General features: G+C 60.3%; 26 protein-coding genes. 6 read left to right on the plus strand and 20 right to left on the minus strand.

Annotation, left to right across the window (positions count from 1 at the left end):
- The first annotated feature begins 278 nt into the window (after window positions 1-278).
- Together ACR2R1_RS17700 and ACR2R1_RS17705 are read left to right on the plus strand one after the other, a co-directional pair.
- On the plus strand, window positions 279-551 hold the full coding sequence (locus ACR2R1_RS17700) for a TraR/DksA C4-type zinc finger protein (RefSeq protein WP_166642682.1): 273 nt from the start codon (window positions 279-281) through the stop codon (window positions 549-551).
- Between the two features lie 236 nt (window positions 552-787).
- Window positions 788-1,624 (plus strand): sensor histidine kinase, encoded by an 837-nt coding sequence (locus ACR2R1_RS17705; protein ID WP_086134017.1) that lies wholly within the window; start codon window positions 788-790, stop codon window positions 1,622-1,624.
- Between the two features lie 349 nt (window positions 1,625-1,973).
- Here the strand turns inward: ACR2R1_RS17705 and norR are convergent, their stop codons facing one another.
- Complete coding sequence (gene norR / locus ACR2R1_RS17710) at window positions 1,974-3,545, minus strand: nitric oxide reductase transcriptional regulator NorR (RefSeq protein WP_086134018.1); 1,572 nt, start codon at window positions 3,543-3,545, stop codon at window positions 1,974-1,976.
- A 538-nt stretch (window positions 3,546-4,083) separates the two neighbouring features.
- Between norR and ACR2R1_RS17715 the strand changes: the two genes are divergently transcribed.
- The 4 genes from ACR2R1_RS17715 to ACR2R1_RS17730 all read left to right on the plus strand — a co-directional run bounded on the left by ACR2R1_RS17715 (window position 4,084) and on the right by ACR2R1_RS17730 (window position 9,514).
- Window positions 4,084-4,977 (plus strand): hypothetical protein, encoded by an 894-nt coding sequence (locus ACR2R1_RS17715; RefSeq protein WP_086134019.1) that lies wholly within the window; start codon window positions 4,084-4,086, stop codon window positions 4,975-4,977.
- Window positions 4,978-5,081: 104 nt separating this feature from the next.
- Window positions 5,082-6,677: a DHA2 family efflux MFS transporter permease subunit gene (locus ACR2R1_RS17720; RefSeq protein ID WP_434111221.1), complete on the plus strand. Its 1,596-nt coding sequence runs from the start codon at window positions 5,082-5,084 to the stop codon at window positions 6,675-6,677.
- The gene (locus ACR2R1_RS17725) at window positions 6,674-8,173 is read left to right on the plus strand and encodes an efflux transporter outer membrane subunit (protein WP_077728681.1); all 1,500 of its coding nucleotides are present in this window, start codon (window positions 6,674-6,676) and stop codon (window positions 8,171-8,173) included. The genes ACR2R1_RS17720 and ACR2R1_RS17725 overlap by 4 nt, the downstream gene beginning before the upstream one ends.
- A gap of 108 nt (window positions 8,174-8,281) precedes the next feature.
- Window positions 8,282-9,514 carry an HlyD family efflux transporter periplasmic adaptor subunit gene (locus ACR2R1_RS17730; RefSeq protein ID WP_077728682.1) on the plus strand — a complete coding sequence of 411 codons (1,233 nt, stop codon included), beginning with the start codon at window positions 8,282-8,284 and terminating at the stop codon, window positions 9,512-9,514.
- A 172-nt stretch (window positions 9,515-9,686) separates the two neighbouring features.
- Here ACR2R1_RS17730 and ACR2R1_RS17735 read toward each other — a convergent pair whose 3' ends face one another.
- The 19 genes from ACR2R1_RS17735 to ACR2R1_RS17825 form a co-directional block, all read right to left on the minus strand.
- Window positions 9,687-10,382, minus strand: coding sequence for a hypothetical protein (locus ACR2R1_RS17735; protein WP_133718806.1), 696 nt, complete (start codon window positions 10,380-10,382; stop codon window positions 9,687-9,689).
- Between the two features lie 259 nt (window positions 10,383-10,641).
- The gene (locus tag ACR2R1_RS17740; protein WP_086134020.1) at window positions 10,642-11,073 is read right to left on the minus strand and encodes a GNAT family N-acetyltransferase; all 432 of its coding nucleotides are present in this window, start codon (window positions 11,071-11,073) and stop codon (window positions 10,642-10,644) included.
- 59 nt (window positions 11,074-11,132) lie between these two features.
- Complete coding sequence (locus ACR2R1_RS17745) at window positions 11,133-11,561, minus strand: GFA family protein (protein WP_240502398.1); 429 nt, start codon at window positions 11,559-11,561, stop codon at window positions 11,133-11,135.
- 308 nt (window positions 11,562-11,869) lie between these two features.
- Window positions 11,870-13,213 (minus strand): RNA polymerase sigma factor, encoded by a 1,344-nt coding sequence (locus ACR2R1_RS17750; RefSeq protein ID WP_086134021.1) that lies wholly within the window; start codon window positions 13,211-13,213, stop codon window positions 11,870-11,872.
- A gap of 8 nt (window positions 13,214-13,221) precedes the next feature.
- Window positions 13,222-13,692: a VOC family protein gene (locus ACR2R1_RS17755; protein WP_086134022.1), complete on the minus strand. Its 471-nt coding sequence runs from the start codon at window positions 13,690-13,692 to the stop codon at window positions 13,222-13,224.
- A 147-nt stretch (window positions 13,693-13,839) separates the two neighbouring features.
- On the minus strand, window positions 13,840-14,475 hold the full coding sequence (locus tag ACR2R1_RS17760; protein ID WP_077728687.1) for a DUF2239 family protein: 636 nt from the start codon (window positions 14,473-14,475) through the stop codon (window positions 13,840-13,842).
- A 153-nt stretch (window positions 14,476-14,628) separates the two neighbouring features.
- On the minus strand, window positions 14,629-14,922 hold the full coding sequence (locus ACR2R1_RS17765) for a putative quinol monooxygenase (RefSeq protein ID WP_434111224.1): 294 nt from the start codon (window positions 14,920-14,922) through the stop codon (window positions 14,629-14,631).
- Window positions 14,923-15,009: 87 nt separating this feature from the next.
- On the minus strand, window positions 15,010-15,411 hold the full coding sequence (locus ACR2R1_RS17770; RefSeq protein WP_133718811.1) for a YciI family protein: 402 nt from the start codon (window positions 15,409-15,411) through the stop codon (window positions 15,010-15,012).
- 70 nt (window positions 15,412-15,481) lie between these two features.
- On the minus strand, window positions 15,482-16,009 hold the full coding sequence (locus ACR2R1_RS17775; RefSeq protein WP_434111227.1) for an SRPBCC family protein: 528 nt from the start codon (window positions 16,007-16,009) through the stop codon (window positions 15,482-15,484).
- 68 nt (window positions 16,010-16,077) lie between these two features.
- Window positions 16,078-16,494 (minus strand): YciI family protein, encoded by a 417-nt coding sequence (locus ACR2R1_RS17780; RefSeq protein ID WP_077728691.1) that lies wholly within the window; start codon window positions 16,492-16,494, stop codon window positions 16,078-16,080.
- Between the two features lie 84 nt (window positions 16,495-16,578).
- Complete coding sequence (locus ACR2R1_RS17785) at window positions 16,579-16,995, minus strand: VOC family protein (RefSeq protein WP_077728692.1); 417 nt, start codon at window positions 16,993-16,995, stop codon at window positions 16,579-16,581.
- 35 nt (window positions 16,996-17,030) lie between these two features.
- Entirely contained in the window at window positions 17,031-17,489 is a 459-nt protein-coding gene (locus ACR2R1_RS17790) for an SRPBCC family protein (protein ID WP_077728693.1), read from the minus strand.
- Window positions 17,490-17,574: 85 nt separating this feature from the next.
- Window positions 17,575-18,021 carry a YybH family protein gene (locus ACR2R1_RS17795; RefSeq protein ID WP_086134028.1) on the minus strand — a complete coding sequence of 149 codons (447 nt, stop codon included), beginning with the start codon at window positions 18,019-18,021 and terminating at the stop codon, window positions 17,575-17,577.
- Between the two features lie 199 nt (window positions 18,022-18,220).
- A complete protein-coding gene (locus tag ACR2R1_RS17800) occupies window positions 18,221-18,655 on the minus strand; it encodes a YybH family protein (protein WP_086134029.1) in 435 nt (144 codons plus the stop codon).
- 68 nt (window positions 18,656-18,723) lie between these two features.
- The gene (locus ACR2R1_RS17805) at window positions 18,724-19,404 is read right to left on the minus strand and encodes a DUF899 domain-containing protein (RefSeq protein WP_077728749.1); all 681 of its coding nucleotides are present in this window, start codon (window positions 19,402-19,404) and stop codon (window positions 18,724-18,726) included.
- Between the two features lie 44 nt (window positions 19,405-19,448).
- On the minus strand, window positions 19,449-19,829 hold the full coding sequence (locus ACR2R1_RS17810; RefSeq protein ID WP_077728696.1) for a YciI family protein: 381 nt from the start codon (window positions 19,827-19,829) through the stop codon (window positions 19,449-19,451).
- A 48-nt stretch (window positions 19,830-19,877) separates the two neighbouring features.
- Window positions 19,878-20,222 carry a YciI family protein gene (locus ACR2R1_RS17815; protein ID WP_077728697.1) on the minus strand — a complete coding sequence of 115 codons (345 nt, stop codon included), beginning with the start codon at window positions 20,220-20,222 and terminating at the stop codon, window positions 19,878-19,880.
- 281 nt (window positions 20,223-20,503) lie between these two features.
- Window positions 20,504-21,067, minus strand: coding sequence for a hypothetical protein (locus ACR2R1_RS17820; protein WP_434111233.1), 564 nt, complete (start codon window positions 21,065-21,067; stop codon window positions 20,504-20,506).
- Between the two features lie 36 nt (window positions 21,068-21,103).
- Complete coding sequence (locus ACR2R1_RS17825) at window positions 21,104-21,736, minus strand: glutathione S-transferase family protein (protein WP_347258156.1); 633 nt, start codon at window positions 21,734-21,736, stop codon at window positions 21,104-21,106.
- Window positions 21,737-21,750: the final 14 nt, after the last annotated feature.

Genomic DNA, 21,750 nt, shown 5'->3' on the forward strand with positions numbered 1-21,750 from the left:
AGATGGTTTCCGTCGCTCGTGTCTCGTTCGGAGTCCCGATCAGCTACCAAATTGTGCGTACAAGAAGATACCCGCATCAATTCGCGGCATAACATAAGTATGCTTCCATAGGTGTACAAACCTATACCGTCGGCTCGACTTACTCGACACCATTAAGTACCAATACGGTAGCGGGAACTGAATAAGCGGCGACTTTCTCGAAGGGGTTAGGTCGCCTGATGTGCCTTGCTGATACGGTTCCAGGCGGAAATTTCCCTCATGCTAAGGAGGCTGCCGACATGGACTATATCGATATTGCTCAGATCGTTGAAGAATGTACGCGAGCCGAAGCGTTGCAACGCCTGAAGGCGTCATTGGCCGAGAACGAACAACAAATTACCGACCCCGAACGGGGGCTGGTGGTTTGTCTCGATTGCGAGGCTCCTATTCCTTTGGAGCGCCTTGCGGCCAATCCCCGCGCGGTACGCTGCATCGATTGCCAACTGGAGTACGACCGCGAGCAGCAGAACGAGGCTCGGTTATATCCGAATTTCGATGACCGGGATAAGTGAGGTCTCGCACTTTGGTCCAGCATCTGTTCGGCGTAATTGCCCGCCGCTTTTGCGAAAACCGGTACGAGACCTGATCGAGTCTACCGTTTGCTCGCGATACGGTTGGTTTCGCCGATTTATTCGTGCTGCTCTGCAAGGCTCTCGCGCATCCAGAGCAGCAATGGGATTTGCCGGGTCGCTCGGTATCCGCGCGATACGGCAAAGATGTTTTCAAGGACCAAAATGGACCGAGTGTTATGTTGCCATCCGATTGTAGCGTCCAGCTCATGGACATTGACGATTCGATATCCGCCGAAGACGCCATTTCGGTTCAGTCGCGAAAAGACGAATTTCTCGCGATGCTGGCTCATGAATTGCGCAATCCGTTGGCATCCATCCGTAACGCGGTCGAAGTGTTGCGCCGCTTGGACTTGCAAGAGCCAAGGGCGGAGTGGGCACGGGAGGTGGTGGACCGCCAGGCGGCTCAGTTGTCCCGAATGATCGACGACTTGCTCGACGTATCCAGGATTACCCGAGGGACGATTGCGCTTCGCCCGGCCCCGCTCAATCTCGCTGCCATAATCGTTCGGGCGATCGAAGTCAATTTGCCGCTGATCAAGGCCCGTCGGCTCAAGCTCATCGTCGAATCGGGGCCGCTCGATCTCGATCTGGACGGTGATGAGGTGCGCCTAACCCAAGCCTTGGCCAATATTCTCAACAATGCCGCAAAATACAGTAACGAGGAGGGGCGGATTTGGCTCTCGGTGGAGATCGAATCGGGCCAAGCGGCCGTGCACGTCAAGGACGAGGGAATCGGCATACCTCCCGAGCTTTTGCCCCACATTTTCGATCTGTTTACTCAAGGGCCGAGGACATTGGACCGCACGCAAGGCGGCCTGGGGATAGGGCTTTCCGTGGTGCGACGCTTGATCGAAATGCATGGCGGGAAAGTGGAGGTTTCCAGCGAGGGCGAAGGACGAGGCACCGAGTTCGTCGTGTGGCTGCCGCTCCGAGGCGAACAAGGCCTTATTTCCGGTCGCGATCCTCACGATTCTCCGGCGACCTGGTCCCGGCTAAACTTTTTGGCAACGTAGTGATCAACCGCCTGAGACTATGGTTGCTTTCCTAAGCTCAAGCCGGACGTTGTCCGGCTTTTTTCGTCGTTCGATCGCGGGTTAAAGCCCGCTCCCACTCATAATTCCATTCGGCATTCGAGTGAACACTCATCGTAGGGTGGGTTAGCCCTTCGACAGGCTCAGGACGGGCCCCTCGGCTCCGCTCGGGACAGGCTCCGCGTAACCCACCGATTCAAGGTCGCTCGATGGGTTTCGCTTCGCTCTACCCATCCTACAAGAATGAATTCCTCGGAAAGCGATTTGGAATAAGGCGCCTGCAATCAATCCATACGCGCCAACGGAAACGACGATAAGAAATGCCGCGGCGTCAAGCCATGCGGCTGATCGGCTTTAGTCCGAGGCGCCTGGCAAGGCGATGCAGATTGCCCCGGTCCAGTCCCAGGCGGCGAGCCGTTTCCGACCAATTGAAACGACATTCGTCCAGCGTCTTGAGGATCAACTGCCGCTGAAAATCGTCCACCGCGCGTGCAAGCGATACCGGGTTCGTTCCGAACGCCAAGCCGGTCTTGGCATCCACGCTCCAGTGGATTTCAGAGCCGATGTCCAAATCTTCGGGTTGCAAGGTCAACGAACGTCCCCGGTCCGCCGAGGCGCGCAGAGCGGCGCGGAGAACGACGTGCTCGAGTTCCCGTACGTTGCCGGGCCATGAATAGGCCCTCAGGGCTTCGATGGTCGCGGGCGCCAGGTTGGCGCGGTCCAAGCCCAGGCGCGTCCGCGCCTGATCCAGGAAATATCCGGCCAGCGGTGCAATATCCGTGAGCCGTTCCCGCAGCGGCGGTACGTTCAAAGGGTACACGCTGAGCCGATGATAGAGGTCGGCTCGGAACCGCCCCGCCTTCACCTCTTCGTCGAGCTGCCGATTGGTTGCGGCGATGATGCGGACGTCGGCCCGGTGGCTCTTGTCCGAGCCGAGCCGCTGGATCTCGCCGAATTGCAGGGCACGCAGCAGCTTCGCTTGGATAGCCAGGGGCAGTTCGCCGACTTCGTCCAGAAACAAAGTGCCTCCCTCCGCCAACTCGAATTTGCCGGCCCGATCGGTATGGGCGCCGGTGAACGCGCCGCGGACATGTCCGAACAGTTCGCTTTCGGCCAAGGACTCCGGCAGCGCGGCGCAGTTCACGTACACCAGGGGTTGGTCGGCCCGCAGCGATTGCGCGTGTATGACGCGAGCGACCACCTCCTTGCCCACCCCGGTTTCTCCCATCACCAGGACCGTCAGATCGGATCGGGCTACGATACCGATGTTGCGCCTCAGTTCCTGCAGCGCGGGGCTGTCGCCGAGTATCTGCCCGCGGCGCTGTAGGGCCTCGTTGACCAGTTCGCTGGTCACCAGTTCGCGGTGTCTAGCCAATCTTTCGAGCGCACTGATAAAGGATTCGTGACGCAGCGCCACCGTCGCGATGGCGGCAAAGGTCTGGAATATGTGGTCGTCTATGCCGTCGAATACGCCGGGTTTTAACGCATCCGCCGAGAGCACTCCGAGCAGGGTGTTCTCGTTATAAAGGCTACAGCCGATACAGGAATGGACGGGCAATCGGCCTCCGGCATCATTCAGCAATAGCGAATCGTAAGGATCGGGCCTAGGGTCGTCGGCCTCGAATCGGATCGGTGTTCTCGAACCGAGGATCGCCGCCAGCCGGGGATGTTGCTCCGGGGCGAATTGGCGTCCCATGACCTCGGGCGAAAGGCCCCGCGTCGCCACGGGCACGAGTACCCCGTCTTGGAAGCGCAACAGGGCGCAAGCGTGATTTCCCGTGACTTTGGCGAAAATTTCGAGAAATCCCTCGAGGCGCTCTTTCATCGAAAGATTCGCCGTCAGGCTCAAGACCGCTTCGCGAATCGCGCTCTCGGTCGTTCTTATCTTCGAGCGTTCGTTCATATTTCAAAGGTTCGTAGTCGAACATTCCCATAGAGGCGTAGTCGAATTAACCACAGTGCTGTCATAGTGACAGCAATGAGTTCTTGTGGCAATTGGCGCGTTATTTCCGAATGCACGGTTATTAACCCTGCCTCTAAATTAGGCCGGGTTAATCCGGGGCAGGGATGCCCAGGCGCGGCGACAAGCCGCGTAAGCCCAGGCCGGGCGTGTGCCGGGCCTGGGCGGCGGCCCGAAATACCAGAAGGGTATTTACGGGCCTGATTAATGGATTCGAAGCTTTGTTGGAGGGTTGAAGGTCAGGCCGGGTTGTTGTTTGTTGTCGAGTCGATGTCATTATGACGACATTGGCCGGTGTTTCTTTGAAATGTTTTTTGAATTCAATCACCTGCGTTGTGGCATTAGGGTTGCTAAGGATGGGGCACGGGTGCCCGGCGCATCGGACATGTCTACGTCGGAAAGCGACGAATAGCTTGTTCGAAGCGATGTCCGGGTTCTTTATCTCGCACTGGATTCCATGGGACTGGGGTACCTCCCAAATATGAAACGTTATAGCTTGTTGCTGTTTTTGCTGGTTGCACTGAACGCTTGTCTCGCTCCTCCGATCAAGCCGCCTGCCGACCGGTCGGGCAGCTTGCAGTCGATCCTCGTGATTCCGGTGGAACCGCCGCCCCTCGAAGTAATGCCGGACCTCATCGAATCCCGGCTGCCCATTTATCGGCAAAACGATACCGTTCCTTACGATCTGTTTCTGGAAAGGAAGATTTACCGGAATCCCGGCGGAGTACTGATCGCCGGACTGGTAAGCCACAATGATATCGTGCCGGAACCGTCTCTCCCGCGAATCGCGTCCGTGGCAGACAATCCTGAGCTGGCTCCGGTCGCCTCGCTGGCGGAGAACTGGGCCCCCACGCTGGTGTTGGCGCGGGAAGCGGCCGAGATGTTGACCGCCGGGGGATTCAAAGCCGTTTCCGCCGAGCAGTACTACCCGTTGCCGATCGCCCCCGGCAACCGCACCGCAAATCTCGCCTACTGGCATAACGCCATCCGGCAGTGGTACAACGGCGACACCTCGTCCGTCGATTATCGGTCCCACGCCAAAGAGCGGGTGGATGCCGTGCTGGAGGTGGGAATCGGGACCTACAGGATTTTCGAGTCGCAGACGCCCTTGCAGGTGCTGGTCAAGCTGATTGACCCCGCCACCGGGCACGTCATCGGAAGAGCCGATGCCGATGCGTATCCGGTGGCCGGAGCGGCACCCAATCTTCTCGACCACGAAGCGGAAAAGTTCAAGCAGCTCGTGACCGATGTCGGCGCGAAGCTCGTTCGCCGCGGCTTGGCCGACTTGGGGCTGCCGGCGCCGCGGCAAGCCCGGTCCGATCAGCAGAGCATCGAAGCCGCTTCGGCGGCTATGGCGAGCAGTCGCTCCGAATGACAAGGGCGGCTGCGCTTCATGCTCATCGCCTGCCCTCTGGAAAAGGCGGCGCCGGCCGATGGCCGCTGCGCCGCCCGGCTGACTGCGGTCAAGGCGTCGATTAGGTGACCGTTTTCTTCCCCAGACGCCTTCGCGGCTGGCGCTTCACTCTGTTCAACATCGCGCTCGGCTTGGGGCACATGGTCGTGCTCTTCAACGCCGGCTCTTATATCGCGCTGATGCCGCATGTCGCGGGCGACCTGGGAGGGGTAGTGCCGAGCCTCGGCACCTGGGCCCAGACCGATTTCATGATCGCCCTGGCCTTGGCGTTTCCCATCGCCCGCTGGCTGTCCGGGCGTTTCGGCGATTACCGCTTGTTCGCTACGGCCTTTGTGATCTATGCAGCGGCCTCTTATTTCTGCGCCATCAGCGAAACTTTGCGGCTGTTCCTGCCGGCGCGCATCGTTCTCGGCTTTGCCGGCGGCGTTACGCTGCCAATCGGACAAGCCCTGTTGCTGAAAGAGTATCCCGCTCGGCTCAAATCGGTGGGGCTTGGGATATGGGGGTTGTTCACCCTGATGCCGTTTACGATCGGATTTCCCATCGGCGGCTGGCTGGCCGACGAAATCGGGTGGCGTTATCTGTTTTATCTCAACATCCCCGTCGCCCTGGCCATTGCCGGCGTAACCGGTTCATTACTTTATGGGCGGGGATTCCAGCGGCGCTACACCCGTTTCGATTTCGCCGGCTTTATCCTGTTGGCTCTGATCTTCGGCGGCGTGCAAACCATTCTGAATATGGGCAACGATTTCGACTGGTTCGATTCGCCCTTTCTGCGCGGCGTACTGATCGCCGTTGTCGTAGCGCTGCCTTGTTTCGTCATCTGGGAACTGGGAGAGCGGCACCCTGCGATGGACATCCGGCTGTTTACCCATCGCAACTTCACGATTGGCATCATTTGCCTTGTCCTAGGTTTCTTGGCGATCCAGGGACTGCTGTCGCTGTTCATCGTCCAGCTCCAATTGCTGCTGGGATACTCGTCATTTCTTGCCGGCCTCTTGTTCCTGGTGATGATCTTTTTGGCGGCGCCGGCGATCGCCGTCATGCACGAGCTTATCAAGGGCGTCGATGCGCGGGTGTTCGCCTGCCTCAACCTGCTGGGCTTGGCGTTCACCCTGTCCTGGATCGGGCTCTTCGACGATCCGGGATCGTTCGATCAGATCGTTTGGCCCATGCTGCTCCTCGGCTTTTTTCTGGGTTCGTTCTTCACGCCGCTGACCGCCATCGCCCTTCACGGGCTGACGCCGAGCCAAATGATGCGCGCCGCGGAAGAGGCAGCAGCGCTGAGAATCGCCGCGGGTGCGCTCGGCATTACCTTGCAGGGCGTCATGCTGTTTCGGCGCAGCCCCTTTCATCAGCTTCATCTGGCCGATCAATTCGGGGGGCGCCGGTTTCCGTCGCTGGACTTGCTGCCGCGGCTCTCGTCGCGTCTGGAGACTGCCGGCCTCGATCCCGGCATCGTACAGGGCAAGCTTCTGGCCCTCATCAGACAGCAGGCCGCCATTCTGGCGGTCAACGATGCCTTCTTGATGGCGGGATATCTCTTTCTCGGGCTGGCCGGGCTGGTGTGGCTGGCCCATCCCACTCACAGGCCGCTGCGTCCGAGTCCGGCGGAGGACCTGAGGGAAACCAAGGCCGAGGAACTGATGGAGCAACCATGAATCGCCGATCTGCCTATCGTCGCCTGATTGCTGGTCTTAGCGTCCTGTTTCTGATCGCAGGCTGCGCCTGGATTCCGTCCGGCGGGCAGCGTGCCGAATTTGCCGACGCCCCGGGCATTACCCAGAAACTGTCCGAAGCCCGCGACGGTGAGCTTCTGGGGGTACGGAATTCGTGGCCACAGGAGAGCTGGTGGCGGCAGTTCGGCAGCTCCGAGCTGAACCACCTGATGGACATGGCGCTCAAGGATAACCCAGGTCTCAAGGTCGCTGCCGCCCGGCTGCGCGAGGCGGAAGGCTTTGCCCGCGTGGAGGGGGCGAGACTGCTGCCGTTCCTGGATGCGGAGGCGGAGGTCGCAACGGCGCGGTTTTCCGAGTACAGCTTCAATGTCGCCCTTAGGGGAGCGCATACCGTCTCGGCGTTGATCAATCCCTTGAGCCTCCGCTACGAATTCGATTTCTGGGGAAAAAATCGGGCGGCATTGGAGGCGGCTCTGGGCGAAGCGGCAGCCGAAGACGCGGAACAGGCCGAAGTCAGGCTGCAATTGACCGCCGCGATAGCGAGGTGTTACTTCCGAGGGGTCGCGCTGCGGCAGCAGCTCGATCTCGCTGATGACATGGTGGAATTGCGGCGTAATTTGCTCCAACTGGCCGAAACGCGTTACGAGCTGGGGCTGGACTCCGCGGATCCGGTCAAACAGGCCGAATCCGAGCTGGAAGCGACCGGCAAGCGCCGAGCCATTACCCGCGACTACCTGGACTTGCAGCGGAACTTGCTTGCCCGCTTGATCGGCCGCGGTCCTGATGCGACACAGCACCTGTTTAATCGCAGCGTGACGCTGCCCGAAAAAATTCCGCTGCCCACAAAGCTTCCGCTGGAACTGCTCGCCCACCGTCCGGACCTCGCTGCCGCACTGCACCGGGCCGAGGCGGCGGCGCAACGGATCAAGGTAGCCAGAGCCAGTTTTTACCCGACGGTCGATTTGACCGCGTTCGTCGGCTTGAACGCCCTTCGCATGACCAAGGGTGCGAGCTCCCTCGCCAATATCCTTTTTTCGGGTAACAGCTTCGCCTATGGCGTCGCGCCTGGCCTCAGGCTCCCCATCTTCGAAGGCGGGCGGCTGCGCGGCCAGCTGTCGGTGCAAAGGGCGGAATACGACGAAGCCGTGGAGCTCTACAACAAGACCCTGCTGCAAGCGGTGCAGGAAGTCGCCGACAGTCTCAGCAGTTGGCGCGACACCCGGGCCATCGTCGAAGCGCACAACCGCCTGCTGGCTTCGCAGCGGGAAGCCCTCGATCTGGCTCAAGAGCGGCTTCGCAGCGGCCTGGACGATCGCCGGACGATGCTGGCGCGCCGGCATTCCGTTCTGGATCAGGAATTCACGCTCAAGACCCTGGAAACCGATCAGCTCGTTGCCATGACCGATCTCATCGAGGCATTGGGCGGCGGATACGCCAACGGTCTCGACGACACCCGCCTCCGACCGATTTCAGATTGAGAGGGCTCCTGCCGAAACATGGACCAAGCCTAGGCGCTATTCTGTCGAGCCCAAAGACAGTCTCTTCCACTCGATTCAAAATAATTCCAAAAACTCGAACAGGCATCTATGAAGATTCATCCGAAGGCGATCCGCGCGCGGCGCAACCGTCGTCTTTTGCTGGTGGCGCTGGCCGTGCTCGCGTGCGCTCTGGCCGCGGCCATCTACTGGTGGGTGCATGGCCGTTTCCGGGTCGAGACCGACAATGCCTTCGTCGCCGGCAATCTGATTCCGGTCGAAGCGGATGCGACCGGCATCGTCACCCAGGTCCTGGCCGAGGAAACCCAGTTCGTGAACAAGGGCGACCTGCTGGTCCGGCTCGACGAACACCGCGCCCATGCCGCCCTGGGGCAAAGCGAGGGTGACCTGGGGCGGACCGTGCGCGGGATCGGCGCGCTGTTCGCGACGCGCCAGCAACTCTGCCAGAAACTGGACGCGCGCTCGGCCCAGCTCGCCCGGGTGCGCCACGACGTCATTCGCTTCCGTCAGGCGTTTCCCAGCGGTTCGGTTTCGGAGCAAGTCCTGCAAAACGCCGAGGATCAGATGACGGCCCTCGAAGCGGAACTGCGGGAGGTCGGCGCGGAACTCCAGTCCATCGAGGCGCGGGTCGGGGGAACCAGTCGCACCGAACACCCCGAAGTGGAGGCCGCCAAGCACCGCTTCGTCAACGCTTACCTCGATTTCGTCCGACAGCGCATCCGGGCGCCCGTTTCGGGTTATGTGGCGAAACGCAAAGCTCAGGTCGGGGATCGGGTCCATCCCGGAGATCCGCTGCTCATGGTGGTGCCGCTGGACCATCTCTGGGTGGAGGCGAACCTCCGGGAGACCGAGCTGCGCAAAGTGCGGCCCGGCCAGTCGGCCGAGGTGATCGTCGATCTGTACGGACGGCGCCGTGTCTATCACGGCACGGTCGAAGGCCTGGTGCCCGGCACCGGCAGCGTGTTCGCCCTGTTGCCGCCGGACAATGCGACCGGCAATTTCATCCACATCGTCCAGCGGGTGCCGGTGCGCATCGCCCTGCGCAAGGACGAGATCCTGAAACGGCCCATCCGCCCCGGATTGTCCACGGTGACGTCCATCCATATCGATGAACCCGGCCGGCCGCTGGACACCTCGCTAGCGGAAGTTACCGCTCCGGCGTATGAAACCGATATTTTCAGAGACGAGCTTGCCTCCGCGGAACTCAGGGCGCAGGAAATCATCACGGCCAACGTGGTGCCGCAAGACGATTCCTTGGAGTCTTCCTGCAGCCGGTCCGGCGCACCGCTTCATGCCACGCAAACCCCGCCTCGGCGGAGATAATCCTAGAAACGGCAGTTGACCGCTTGGATGGAGTAGAAACGCCTCATGGATTCTGACCGTCGTCCCTCCTACCGATTTCACCGCTTGGGTGAAGCCGCTACGTGCACTCGAGCACGCCCAACTGCCGTTTCCAGGATAATCGGAGCGGTAACTCATGGTGTTCCAGGCCGTTTCAACGGTGCCGCTCACCGAGGGTGGCGCGAAGGCGGGTGGGGTCAATGCCGCCGCCATGGCCCTTGATGCCCCGGCCGCCATCGTCGGCGATCGGGCTGTTCGCGATCTGCATCGATGCAAAACGCGCCGAAATGCCGTCTCCGCGATTACCGAAAACGCGAGTATTCGTGAGAACCAGCATTGGCGGACACTCCAAGCCCGTGGTATCGCTTATCGGAGAAATTCCGGTTTTGCCCTGTTGAAGCGTTACGTTGTACAGCATGACGCTGGGCGGTACCGAATAAAAGCCATCGCCGCATGCCACACGGAGCGATAGCAGATCGAAGACGGGCGTATTCGGGGCGTCCGAGAGTGTAATCGAATGGCCGTTGCCGTCTATCGTTATGCGCGTTTGAACACAGGGATCCGGGTAGTAACGGCAGTCGCTCGCCACCACGGGCAATGCTTCCGTCAGGACGACGTCGCCGGTGAGTTCGATGGTGTCGTCTTCGGAGCCCGCGGGACAGCCGCCGGTCCGGGTATTGAATATCGCCGCCGTAATGGCATCGGCCAGAGTGCAAGCCGTGCTTTTATCGGCGCTTCCGCCTACGGTAAAAACCGTCGCCTCGGCAGATTCGGCCGCCAAGGCGGAAGCTAGCGGCAATAAGACCCGTAGATATTGGCAAAGCGTTGAGCTGAAGATGAAAGCTGGCATGCCCTTTCCTCCTTGTTCGACATGAGTCGTGCACAATCCCGAGATCATCGGTAACTGCGGAAGTCTGCATTCGGCCTCTGATGCCTTCAATGTCATTTAACAATGTAGAAGGCGGCGGAATCGGCTCGCTCGGCCCGACTTGATCCCGAATATTGCCGCGCGGGACGGAGCTTTTGCGGGATCGAGAGACATGGAGTCCGCCAACGGAAGCATCGTCGTGAGCCGAAAAACGCTCATGCCCGTTAGGGCGGCTCGCCGGTCAGGCGTTCGGATAATGTTTTACGAAGTGTTTCGACCGGTTTTCGTACCCGTTCGCCATGTAGAAGCGGTGGGCGTCTGTGCGCAGGTCGCTGCTGGTCAACTCGACCCGGGTGCATCCCCGCCCGATGAAGAAGTCGTCCGCTGCGCGCAGCAATTCGGCGCCTATGCCTCGTCGTCGCATGCTTTGGTCGACCACGAGAGCGGAAATGCGTCCCCATTTTCCGATTTCGTGGAGCGGACTAACGACGTGCAGAACGATCGTTCCGACCACCTCCGCGCCGATTTCGCCCACCAGCGCCAGATCAGAATCCGATCCGTCATAGGCGAGGAGTCTCGCCCGAAGTTCGCCGACGTCGATAACGTAGCCCAGTTGCCGGAAAAGGCGGATCAGCCGTTCACAATCCGAGGATGCCGCGGGGCGCACCTTCATGAGCAGCCTCCCAGAGGAGAATCGGCTCCGGCTTCGTTCGGCATTACCGGCGCGGACGATCAAGCTTCCCGGCTGAGATGCGCCAGCGCGTGCGCATGGGATTCCCAGTTTTGGCCGTCGAAGGGCTCGATGACCAGTTCCTTGGGCTTCGGACTCAGGCAGCGGACGTTCACGTCGTAGCCGTCCGGGTTCGATCTAGGGATATAGAAGGGCTTTATGCCGCAGGTCTTGCAGAACAGGTGCTTGGCGACGCCAGTGTTGAAGGTGTAGACAACGAGGTTCTCCTCACCCTTTATCAGCCTGAATTGCGATTTGGGGACGATGAGGTGCAGGAAGCCGGACTTGGAGCAAATCGAGCAATTGCAGTCCTGGCAGACAACGCGCTCGGGGGCCTCGACCTCGAATTGGACCGCTTCGCAATGGCAACTACCGCGGTAGAGCATGGTTTCCGTCTCATGAAAAAGAATGCCGATATTGCGGACCGTCATGACCGACTGTAAGCGGCATGTGTTATTAACCCAGCCTATAAATATAGGCCGGGTTAATCCGGGGCAGGGATGCCCCGGCGCGGCGACAAGCCGCGTGAGCCCAGGCCGGGCGTGTACCGGCCTGGGCGGCGGCCCGAAATACCAGGAGGGTATTTACGGGCCTGATTAATAACGATCCGGAGGAACATGATAATGCTCGGGGCGATTGAAGCCTAGCGAGGCTATCGAGGACGCGAATGATGGCACGGCCAGGGGCTCTTTCCGATTCCTACGCAACTCGCGATGTTCTTCCATAAGTACCGGCCGTTTCAATCCAAAAGCTCGTTCAGCCGCCGTTCGAGAAACCGCCGCTCCGGTTCCTGCCGTGTCAGGCTAAGCGCCCGCTCGTAAGCGGCGCGGGCTTCCGCCGTTCGTTCCAGCCGGCGGCACAGGTCGGCGCGAGCCGCATGCGCCAGGTGGTAGTCCTCTAAATCGCCTCGGGCGAGAATGCCGTCCACGAGCGTGAGGCCTGCCTCGGGCCCGTCGTACATCGCCACCGCCACGGCGCGGTTCAGTTCCACCACCGGCGACGGCTCGATTCGCAACAGCACGTTATATAGCCCGACGATCTGCGCCCAGTCGGTCTCGCCGGCGCTCGGCGCTTCGGCATGCACGGCCGCGATCGCCGCCTGCAGCGTGTACGGGCCGAACCGTCGCGACGACAGCGCCCGTTCCACCAGCGCCAGCCCTTGCGCAATCTGGTCCCGGTTCCAAAGCGCGCGGTCCTGCTCGTCCAGCAGTATCAGTTCGCCGCCGGGCGAGGTGCGCGCGGCACGGCGCGATTCGTGCAGCAGCATCAGCGCCAGGAGCCCCTGCGCTTCGGGTTCGGGCAGCAGTTCGATCAGCAACCGCCCGAGACGGATCGCTTCCTCCGAGAGATCGTGTCTTGTCAGCGAGCCGCCCAGCGAGGCGGAGTAGCCCTCGTTGAACACCAGATAAACAACACGCAGCACGGCGTCCAAGCGCTCCGGCAGATCTTCGCGTGTCGGCACCTGATAGGGAATGCGGGCGTCGCGGATTTTCGCCTTGGCGCGCACGATACGTTGAGCCAGTGTGGACGGGGCGGTGAGGAAAGCGCGAGCAATTTCTTCGGTGGTGAGGCCGCACACCTCGCGCAGCGTGAGCGCGACCTGCGCGTCCGGCGACAAGGCAGGATGGCAGCAGGTGAAAATCAGCCGCAGCCGGTCGTCTTCGACGCTCTCGTCGTCCCATGCCGCCGGATCGCCGAGCCCGTCCGCTACCCGTTCGGCGAGCGCCATCAGCGATGCCCCGCCGTTCCCGATATCCGCGGGGTCCCGTCCCTCCGAATCATCGGTGCCGAGCCGTTCGGCGGCATCCGGCGGCAAGTCGACGAACCGTGCACGCCGGCGCAGGTTGTCGATGGCCTTGAAGCGGCCGGTGGATACCAGCCAAGCCCGCGGATTGGCTGGCATGCCTTCCTGCGGCCATTGCTCCAGCGCCGCCCGAAAGGCATCGTGCAGCGCTTCTTCGGCGAGATCGAAGTCGCCGAGCAAACGCACCAGGGTAGCGAACACGCGGCGCGAATCGGAACGGTAGATGGCGTCTACCGTCTCACGCACCCGTTCTGCAGCGTTCTCGTTTGACGACGACATCTGTCGCTCTAGGCGTCGCTTTGCTTGAACATTGCCTCGGCACGCCTATTGATTTCCTCTGGGGTAAGCTCTTCCTTGCGGGTCGCGAGAAACCAGACGTGCCCAAAAGGATCTTCCAGCGTGCCGGTGCGGTCGCCGTAAAATTGGTCTTGCACCGGCCTGACGGCTTTCGCTCCGGCGTCGACGGCGCGGGTGAACAGAGTATCCACGTCTTCCACGTACACATGAAGACCGACCGACGAGCCGCCCAGCGCTTGCGGGCTGCGTAACGGACTCGCTTCGCACGAATCGGCCAGCATGACGGTCGAGTCGCCGATTCTGATCTCGGCGTGTCCGATTTCGCCGCCGGGCGCCACCAGACGAAAAAGCTCCACAGCGCCGAATGCCCGTTTGTAAAATTCGATGGCCTCGGCCGCACCCTTGATGCCCAGGTACGGTGTCACGCTGTGGTATCCGTCGGGGATCGCTTTAACCGTCATCTCCTTGCTCCTTCCAAGTAAAAGATCACTCACGACATGGGCGACCCAGCGCTCCGTGCGAACCGCTGGCATCGGTTTCCAAGCGCCTGTTATATCGCTTGATGGATATCTCGCGCCTAGAAAGTGGCGAGCCGACGCCGGGCGAACTCAATCCGCCGGCGCCGTCTCAGGCTTGGGACGCGTAACGGCAGCCGTTTCCGTCAAGGTGAGCGTATGTTGTCGTACGTCGGCGGGCCACTTCGCGACAGCCTGATGTAATCGGTCTTGATCGCCGGCAAACAAGGCCCGTATGGCTTCTTCGAAGCCGGGCTCGTTTCCGGCCATCGCATTCATGAATCGATACGCGGCTTCTCGCGCCTGACGGACTTGATCGTCCTGTCTGTTCGCGCGCATGGCCTGTTCGACGAGCTTTCGCAACGCCACGGAGGCGCCTCCGGGCTGGGAGGTCAGCCACTCCCAATGCCTGGGCAGCAAGGTGACTTCGCGGGCCGTGACACCGAGCTTCGGTCGTCCGGCGGTTCGCGGTGCGCTCGCCGAGGTGTCCGCGACCGGCTCGGTCTGGTTGCCCTGCGCGTGCGACAGCCGATCGAGAACCGCGGACACGGAGCCGCGGAGGTCCAGCTCTACGGGCGCGCTGGTGACGGCGTCGAAGATCAAGACGATGTCTTGGCTATCCGTATCGACGAAAGACTTCACCTTCGCGGCCACGTCACGGGGCGGACCCAGCGCGATGCGTTTGGCTCCTGCAAACGCGATCCATGTCGGTTGTGGATTAGTGTTCATAAGGCGACCTCGTTTGAAAATAACGAAGTCAATTTTATCCGGGTAAAAACTAATGTCAATATTACACGGGTAAAAGTCGTGCTTACGGGTGTTCGCCTTGGACCGCCCGACAATCCAACCTCGGTTGCCGGTCTGGTACAGGGGCGGCTTTGTTCACGACGCCTGATCTTCGCAAGTCGTCCATCGTTCCCGGGGGCGGGCGAGGAGCGGGGTGAACTGGCGGATCATCTCGGAGTCCTTGTATTTTTCCCGGACGGCGTCCGCATCCGCCCGATTTCGCCAGTTGGCGAGAGCGATGATATGTCCCGGATCGTCCTGATCGATGAAAATCTGATGCGAGATGTAACCGTCGAAGCTTCGCATGTCCGACCACACTTGGCGCGTCAGCCGGAGCCCTTCTCGTTCCGTACCGGGTTTCAGCCAAGTATCCCAAATGACCGTGATCATCCTCTGATGTTGTCTATACAACGAAACTCGCACACCGCGCATCGACGTTAGGGGCGTGGTACCGGCGCCGAACTTGGCGGGAGTCCGTCACGCCGTACCGTCTCCTGTGGTCAGCCCGACAAAGCCAAGCGCGCTCAGCGTCTTGGAATCCTCCGCGATGGGCCGTATCTCGACGCATCCGATCTTGGCCCCGGGAATCATCGAGGCGACCTCGATCGCCTCATCAATATCCTTGGCTTCGATGACGTAGTAACCGCCGAGCTGCTCCTTGGTTTCCGCGTAGGGTCCATCGGTCGCCGAGACTTTGCCGTTCCGCACCCGGATCGTGGTCGCGGCAGCGGGCGGAAGCAGCCGATTGCACCCGACGAAGTGGCCGCTTTTCCGGATACCGTCGGTAAACTCGCGGTACTCTTCCAGGTGCTTCTCCGCATCGGCTTCCGGCATTTGCTCCATCACCGTTTCGGCACAAATCAAACACAGGTACTTCATCACGTTTTCCTATTCAAGACGTACTCCGCCGCGTCGACGAAGCGACCGGGACGGCGGCTCTGCGCAACATTTACTTTTCCGCGATGGCTTTCAAGCTGGCGAGGCCGGCCTCGAAGTCCTTGCCGATCATCTTGTCCATGCTGATGAAGAGTCCTATGAGTTTTGAAATGTAAGGGCTGGGGCCTTGCATGGACCAGGTAGTCCGGGTGACGTCGCCCTGCGGTTGTAGCGTGAACTCGACGATGTTGTGGGCTTCGAAAGGCTTGATGAAGTCGAGTTTCATGGTGATCTTGGAAGGGGGAGACGACTCCGTGATCTCGAGGCGACCCTGGCCGATATCCGTGTTGCCGTCCCATTCGTACGCCGCGCCCTTGCCGTCGGCCGCGCCGGTATAGGTCCGTTTCATCGCCGGGTCCTTTTTTTCGAATGGCGACCACTCGTTCATTTTGCGCAAGTCGTTAATAAACAAGAAGATTTTTTCCGGCGGCGCGTAGATGCTGGTCGAGCGCTGGACGCGGAAAGTGTTGGGTCTGGTCGCGGCATAGATGAGGACCGCGGCGATCACAAGGGTAGCTACGACGGCAATGTTCTTGAACATCGATTTTTCCAGTGCGGTGTTGAACGCAAGAAGGGACTGTCAGGGACCCGGCGGGAGACGATACGCGGCTAGTTCTCCGTACCGATCCCGAGTTTGCGACAGCGTTCGATCGCCTCACCCGGTTCGAAGTCGTCCAGCTCGAACAACTGGCGGACCTCAATCTCGCCTTCCCTGCCGTCACCGGCTGGATTAGGGAAGCGCTTGGTCCATTCAAACGCCTCTTCCTTGGATTTCACCCGGATAATGGTGTAGCCGGCGATCAACTCCTTGGTTTCGGCAAAGGGTCCGTCCACCACCGAACGCTTCTCGCCGGAGTACTCGATGCGCCAACCCTTCGCGCTCGGCTGGAGCCCGGAGCCATCGATCAGTGTGCCGGCTTTTGCCAGTTCCTCGTGGTATGCCGCCATCTCGGCAATGAGGTCCTCGGTCGGCATGACGCCCGCCTCGGAGTCTTTGGTGGCTTTGACGATGATCATGAATCGCATGGGCGTTTGTCCTGTTCAGTTTCGATTAAGGAGCTCGGCTTCCGGACGGCCTGGACCGGCGGAAGCCGAGCTCCTGGGTTGGCTCTATTCCGCACTCTCTACGATGATCATCCACGCCACGCCGAAGCGGTCGATGACCATGCCGAAGCACGGCGAAAAGAAGGTTTTGCCCAACGGCATCTGCACCTGTCCGCCTTCGGCCAGCGCGGCGAACAGGCGATCGGCCTCCGCTTCGTTCGGCGCCGAGAGCGATAGCGAAATGCCCTGGAAGTTCGGCTGCCCCTGGCAGAAACCGTCGGAAGCATGCACCGTACTCTCGCCGATACGGAAGCTCGAATGCATGACTTTTTCCTCGGCTCCGGGCGGGAGCGGGCACTGATGGGGCTCAGGGCTTTCCTTGAAACGCATCAGCATCATTACTTCGGCGCCGAGCGCGCGGCGGTAGAAATCGAGCGCCTCCTCGCAGCGGCCTTCGAAGAACAAATAGGGTTGGATATGCATGGTATCTCCTTTTCTCGGTTGAGGTATTAAGACGCCTACGGGGTCAGCTTCGCCAGTTGTGCCTGAAGGCGGTCGAAATTCTGTTCGTTCGCTTCGACGCACACCGCCCGGACCTTGTCGCATTCCGCGGCGCTTTCGAAGAGCATCCGCCATTCGAGCCGGGTTCCTCCGGCCTCCTCCGTGAAGGTGACCGTCATCTGAAATCGCGGACCTGACACATGCTGGAACACAATGCGCTCGGGCTCGACGACCTCGAGAAAGACGCTCTCGTTCGGATAATCGACCCCGTCGGGACCGTGCATGACAAAACGCCAGACGCCGCCCGGCCGCAGGTCGAATTCGTGAAAAGTGTTGGTAAAACCCTTCGGCCCCCACCACGCGGCCAATTGGGCGGGATCGCGCCACGCCTTCAACAAGCGCTCGCGCGGTACATCGAACACTCGCGAGCTGACAATTTCACGGTCGGCAGCGCTTGTCGGGGTGGAATCGGTCATATGGATTTTTTCTCCTCTTATCGATTGATGAAAAAAACAGTCGTCATCCAAGATCGAACGGGGCGGCTGTCGTCATGGGATCGGGCTAAAGGTCGAGCGTGAATACGGCTTTGCCGGTAGGCGGATCGAAGGGGAGGGAGCAATGCTCGTGCACGATCCGCCAGCTGCCCTTTTTCCGCTCATAGCCGGCCGTGAGCCGCATCCAGGTTTGCATTGCCGGATGGTCCTTTTCTTCCCCGGTGAAGCGGAACAGCCAGTGGGCGAGCGCCAGGTCTCCACTTACGAAGATGTCGAGGTCCCGCGTTTCTATGGCGAAAGAGTCCGGGAAGCACGGCAAGCACTCTTCCCAAATACGGCGGTAGTCCTCTGCGCCTTTGGTTTGGAACGGAGGTTTGCAATCGTAGAAAACGACATCAGGCGCGTAGCGGGACATGATTCGGCCCACGTCCTTGGCGCAGACGGCATCCATCTGATCGGCGATGAGTTGTCTAATCTGGGCTTCGTCGTAGGCTTGGATGGTTTCGGTTGCCATGGTGGTGGATCCTTATCGGTTGGTTTTCGGCGAACAGATGGAAAACGCCCAACTGCCGCTAGGTGGTCGAATGAAGAACCGCGAAATCGACATCACCGAAGTCCTCTCCCTCGGCATGCCAGTCCAGCACCCGTTAGGCCCGGCCATGGAGCGGTCCAGGGACGTTACCGTCGACCGGAGCAGTTTTCTCATGGCTGTGTTACGGCGTGAGGTCGAGCAAGGCGCGGCCGCTCTCGATATCGAAGGGCGCCGAAAAATGCTCGTGCACGATCTTCCATTGTCCGTTCAGCCTGCGGTAGCAGGCAGTCATCCGCATCCATCCGACTTTTTCCTCGCCGTTTTCTCCCGTTCCGCCGCACCGGTTGAGAGCATGGCAGAACGCCACGTCATTGCCTGCCACGATGCTCAGGTCGTGAATTTCGAAGATCATCGGGCCGGGACACAGGGCAAGGCAGGCTTCCCAGTGTTGTCGGTACGCGTCCACGCCCTTGAATTGCAATTGCGATACGGCATCGAATGCGAGGATGTCCGGGGCGTAGTGGGAAACGATTGCGTCCATGTTTCCGTCCAGCACGGCTTTCAGCCAGCTGTTCACCAGGTTTCGGATCTCGGTTTCGGTCGTTTCAGTTTTCATGGCTTTTCTCCCGTAGATGGATGGGTTGAGTCGGGCTTCACCGAAGTGGGGGGTACATGAGCTCCCTTTCACCCAGCGTATTTGTCATGGTGGCGCCACCATCCATACGGTGGAGTTTGCGGCCATCCGTCCGGAGAGTCTTCCCAATCCTCCTGCCGGCCGAAGGGTGTCAAGTCGAGGTAGCTCCAATGACTGCCGAGGTACTCGGCGCCACGTCCGGCCGTGAAGTAGGTTTGAAAGATGTTTCCTCCCTCGCGGAGGAAGACGCTCACGCCGAACGTTTCGCCCTGCTCGGTGGTGACGCCGAAGTCCCGGTTGAAGTCGCTTCCGAAAGAGGAATACCAGGGCACGTCCCAGCCCATGCGTTTCCTGAACGGCTCGATCTTGGCCAGCGGCGCGCGGGAGACGAGGACCCGCGAGGTGTCGCGGGCGTGAAGATGGGCGGGGTGGCCCATGCTGTCGACCACCCATGAACAGCCGACGCAACCCTCGTCCCGATTTGGGTCGAACATGAAATGGTAGACGATGAGCTGGCGGCGGCCCTCGAACAAATCGGGCAGATTCAACTGGCCGTCCGGACCTTCGAAGACATAAGCCTTGTCGATCTTCACCATCGGCAGCCGGCGGCGTTCGGCATTCAGCGCGTCACGCGCCCGGGTGAGTTCTTTTTCCTTGATGAGCAGTTCCTCGCGTGCGGCGAGCCACTCGGCCTTGGATACGATTTTCGGTAGATAAATAGGGTGATTCATGGTGACCTCTCTCTGCGATCGCATGGTATTCGCGTCGGGCAGCGTCACGGGGCTCCGCCGTAGCGGCTTTCCACGTTCAGCACTGGCTCGATGGGGCGGACCTCGATGCTGCCAAGGCGCGCCGACGGCCACCTCGATGCGATCCGGACCGCCTCGTTCAGATCGGCGGCTTCGATCAGAAAGAAACCGCCCAGTTGCTCCTTGGTTTCGGCGAAAGGACCGTCCGTCACCGATAGTCCGCCGCTCCGAACCCGTACCGTCGCGGCGGTTCGAACGCTCTTGAGGGCGTGAGTGACGATCAGGTGGCCGCTTTCGCGAAGCTCCTCGACATAGGCGAGCGTCTCGCGCCGCAGGGCATCCCACTCGCTTGCGGACAAAGCGTTAAGTTTTTCTTCCGCTTCGTACGCCAGACACAGATATTTCATGGCTTTCTCTTTTGTTGAATTTCACGGGCGGGATGGACCGTATTCGTCCTACGGCTTCAACTCCCGGATCGGACGCACCTCGATGCTGCCCACGCGCGCCGGCGGGATCTTCGCGGCGATCTGGATAGCCTCGTTGAGATCCCGTGCATCGATCAGGTAGAACCCGGCCAGTTGTTCTTTCGTTTCGGCAAATGGGCCATCGGTGACCGACACCTTGCCGCCGCGGACCCGTACGGTCGTGGCGGTCTGAACCGATTCCAGGGGTTCTCCGCCAAGCAGATGCCCGCTCTCGCGGAGCGAATTGGCGTAGGCCAGGCATTCGGCATCTTTCGGACTTTCGGGGAGGCTGTGCAGCTTTTCTTCCTCGCTGTAAACCAGGCACAGGTATTTCATGGCTTCCTCCATATCGTGATGAAAAGGCTGTAGGCGCTGGATAGTCGTTCGGGGAAGCGCCGATTCGACACTTGATCGTGAAATCGGGAAAAATTTTTCCGGCGCTTTCCGAAAACGCAGAGAAGCGACCGTGGCTTCAGCGCAGAGCGCTGCGATGCCGCCGGACCGCCCTATATCAAACGTACGAGTAAGCCGAGTACAGATACTCGCTTCGTGAGGTCAAGGTTCGGCATGAGCGAGCGTGTGCCCGCTGAATCCTTTCGTCGGCTTTCGCGGATGGGTCACTTGCACGCTTTTGTTTTTCCGCCATACGCAACCGAATAAGGCTCGTCGAAGCATGTGATCAAGCGATCGACGACGTCGAGGTTCGGTACGGCACCTTGAAGTCTTGGCCCTTTGGCGATCTCTTCCCGGAGTTCGGCCAGTTTCTCGCGGTTTCGTTCCAGAAAGGCGATTGTCGCCCGGACATAAGCGTTCCACCGGATCGGTGACTCGGCCGGTTCATTTTCGTACAAAGCGGCCCTAAAGCGCGCGAGCGCCTCGTCTTTCTCTTCGGCCGCTGCATAGAGCTGACCCGCATGGAACCGCAGGTTCACGCGCTGCCACTCCTCAAGGACCTTGGCTTCTTTTTCGTACCGGTCGATCAGCTTGGCGGCTTCCAGATACTTTCCCTGATCGGCGATTTTGCGCCAGCCGCTGCCAGGGCGCTGGTCGAAGGTCTCATAACTGAGCTCCAGTTCCTTGGGGCTCTCATTTTTCTCCTGAGCAGGGGCAGCGGAAGAAAAAAGAACGGTGGCAGCCGACAGAAGCATCAAGCCACGCCTCTGCAACGAAAGCCGAATCATTTATGGATCCCTTTGATACAAAAGCGAAAAGAGGCCCTAACCCTGAGCCGCGGCGAGCTCGGCATCCTTGGCTCTGGCTCGCGCCACCGCTGGGCGGGTATTGATGCGGTCGATGTAGGTCTTGATCGTCGGCGATTCCGGCACGAGCTTGAACGCTGTACTCCAGGCGAAGGCGATGCCCCAAAGCACATCCGCGGCGGTGAACCTCTCGCCCAGAATGTAAGGCCCCTTTGCGAGCTGATCGGTCAGCGTTTTTAACATAGTGTCGTAATCGCCGTACGGGGAGGTCGACCGCGGAGCGGCCTCACGCTCCAAGCCTTTGTCCACCATGGCCGGTTCGAAACAGGAACCGTAGAACACCAGCCAGCGTAGATAAGGTCCTCGCAGGGGATCGCCGACGGCGGGCGCGAGTCCCGCCTCCGGATAGAGGTCGGCGAGGTAGATGAAGATTGCCACCTGCTCGGTGATCAGGGCATCGCCATGCAGCAGGGCGGGCACCTTGCTCATGGGATTGATGGCGAGATAGTCGGGCTTGCGCTGCTCGCCCGTTTTCAGGTTAAACACGTGCAGCCGGTAATCGGCGCCGAGTTCCTCGAGCAGGGTTAGGGTGCCGAGAGAACGGGTATTGGGGGCATGAAACAGGGTGACTTGGCGGTTGCCATCCATCATAGGTTTACTCTCGT

Origin of the sequence: Methylocaldum sp. GT1TLB (genome assembly GCF_051027445.1) — a bacterium.
In the GTDB taxonomy this organism is placed as follows: Bacteria; Pseudomonadota; Gammaproteobacteria; order Methylococcales; family Methylococcaceae; genus Methylocaldum.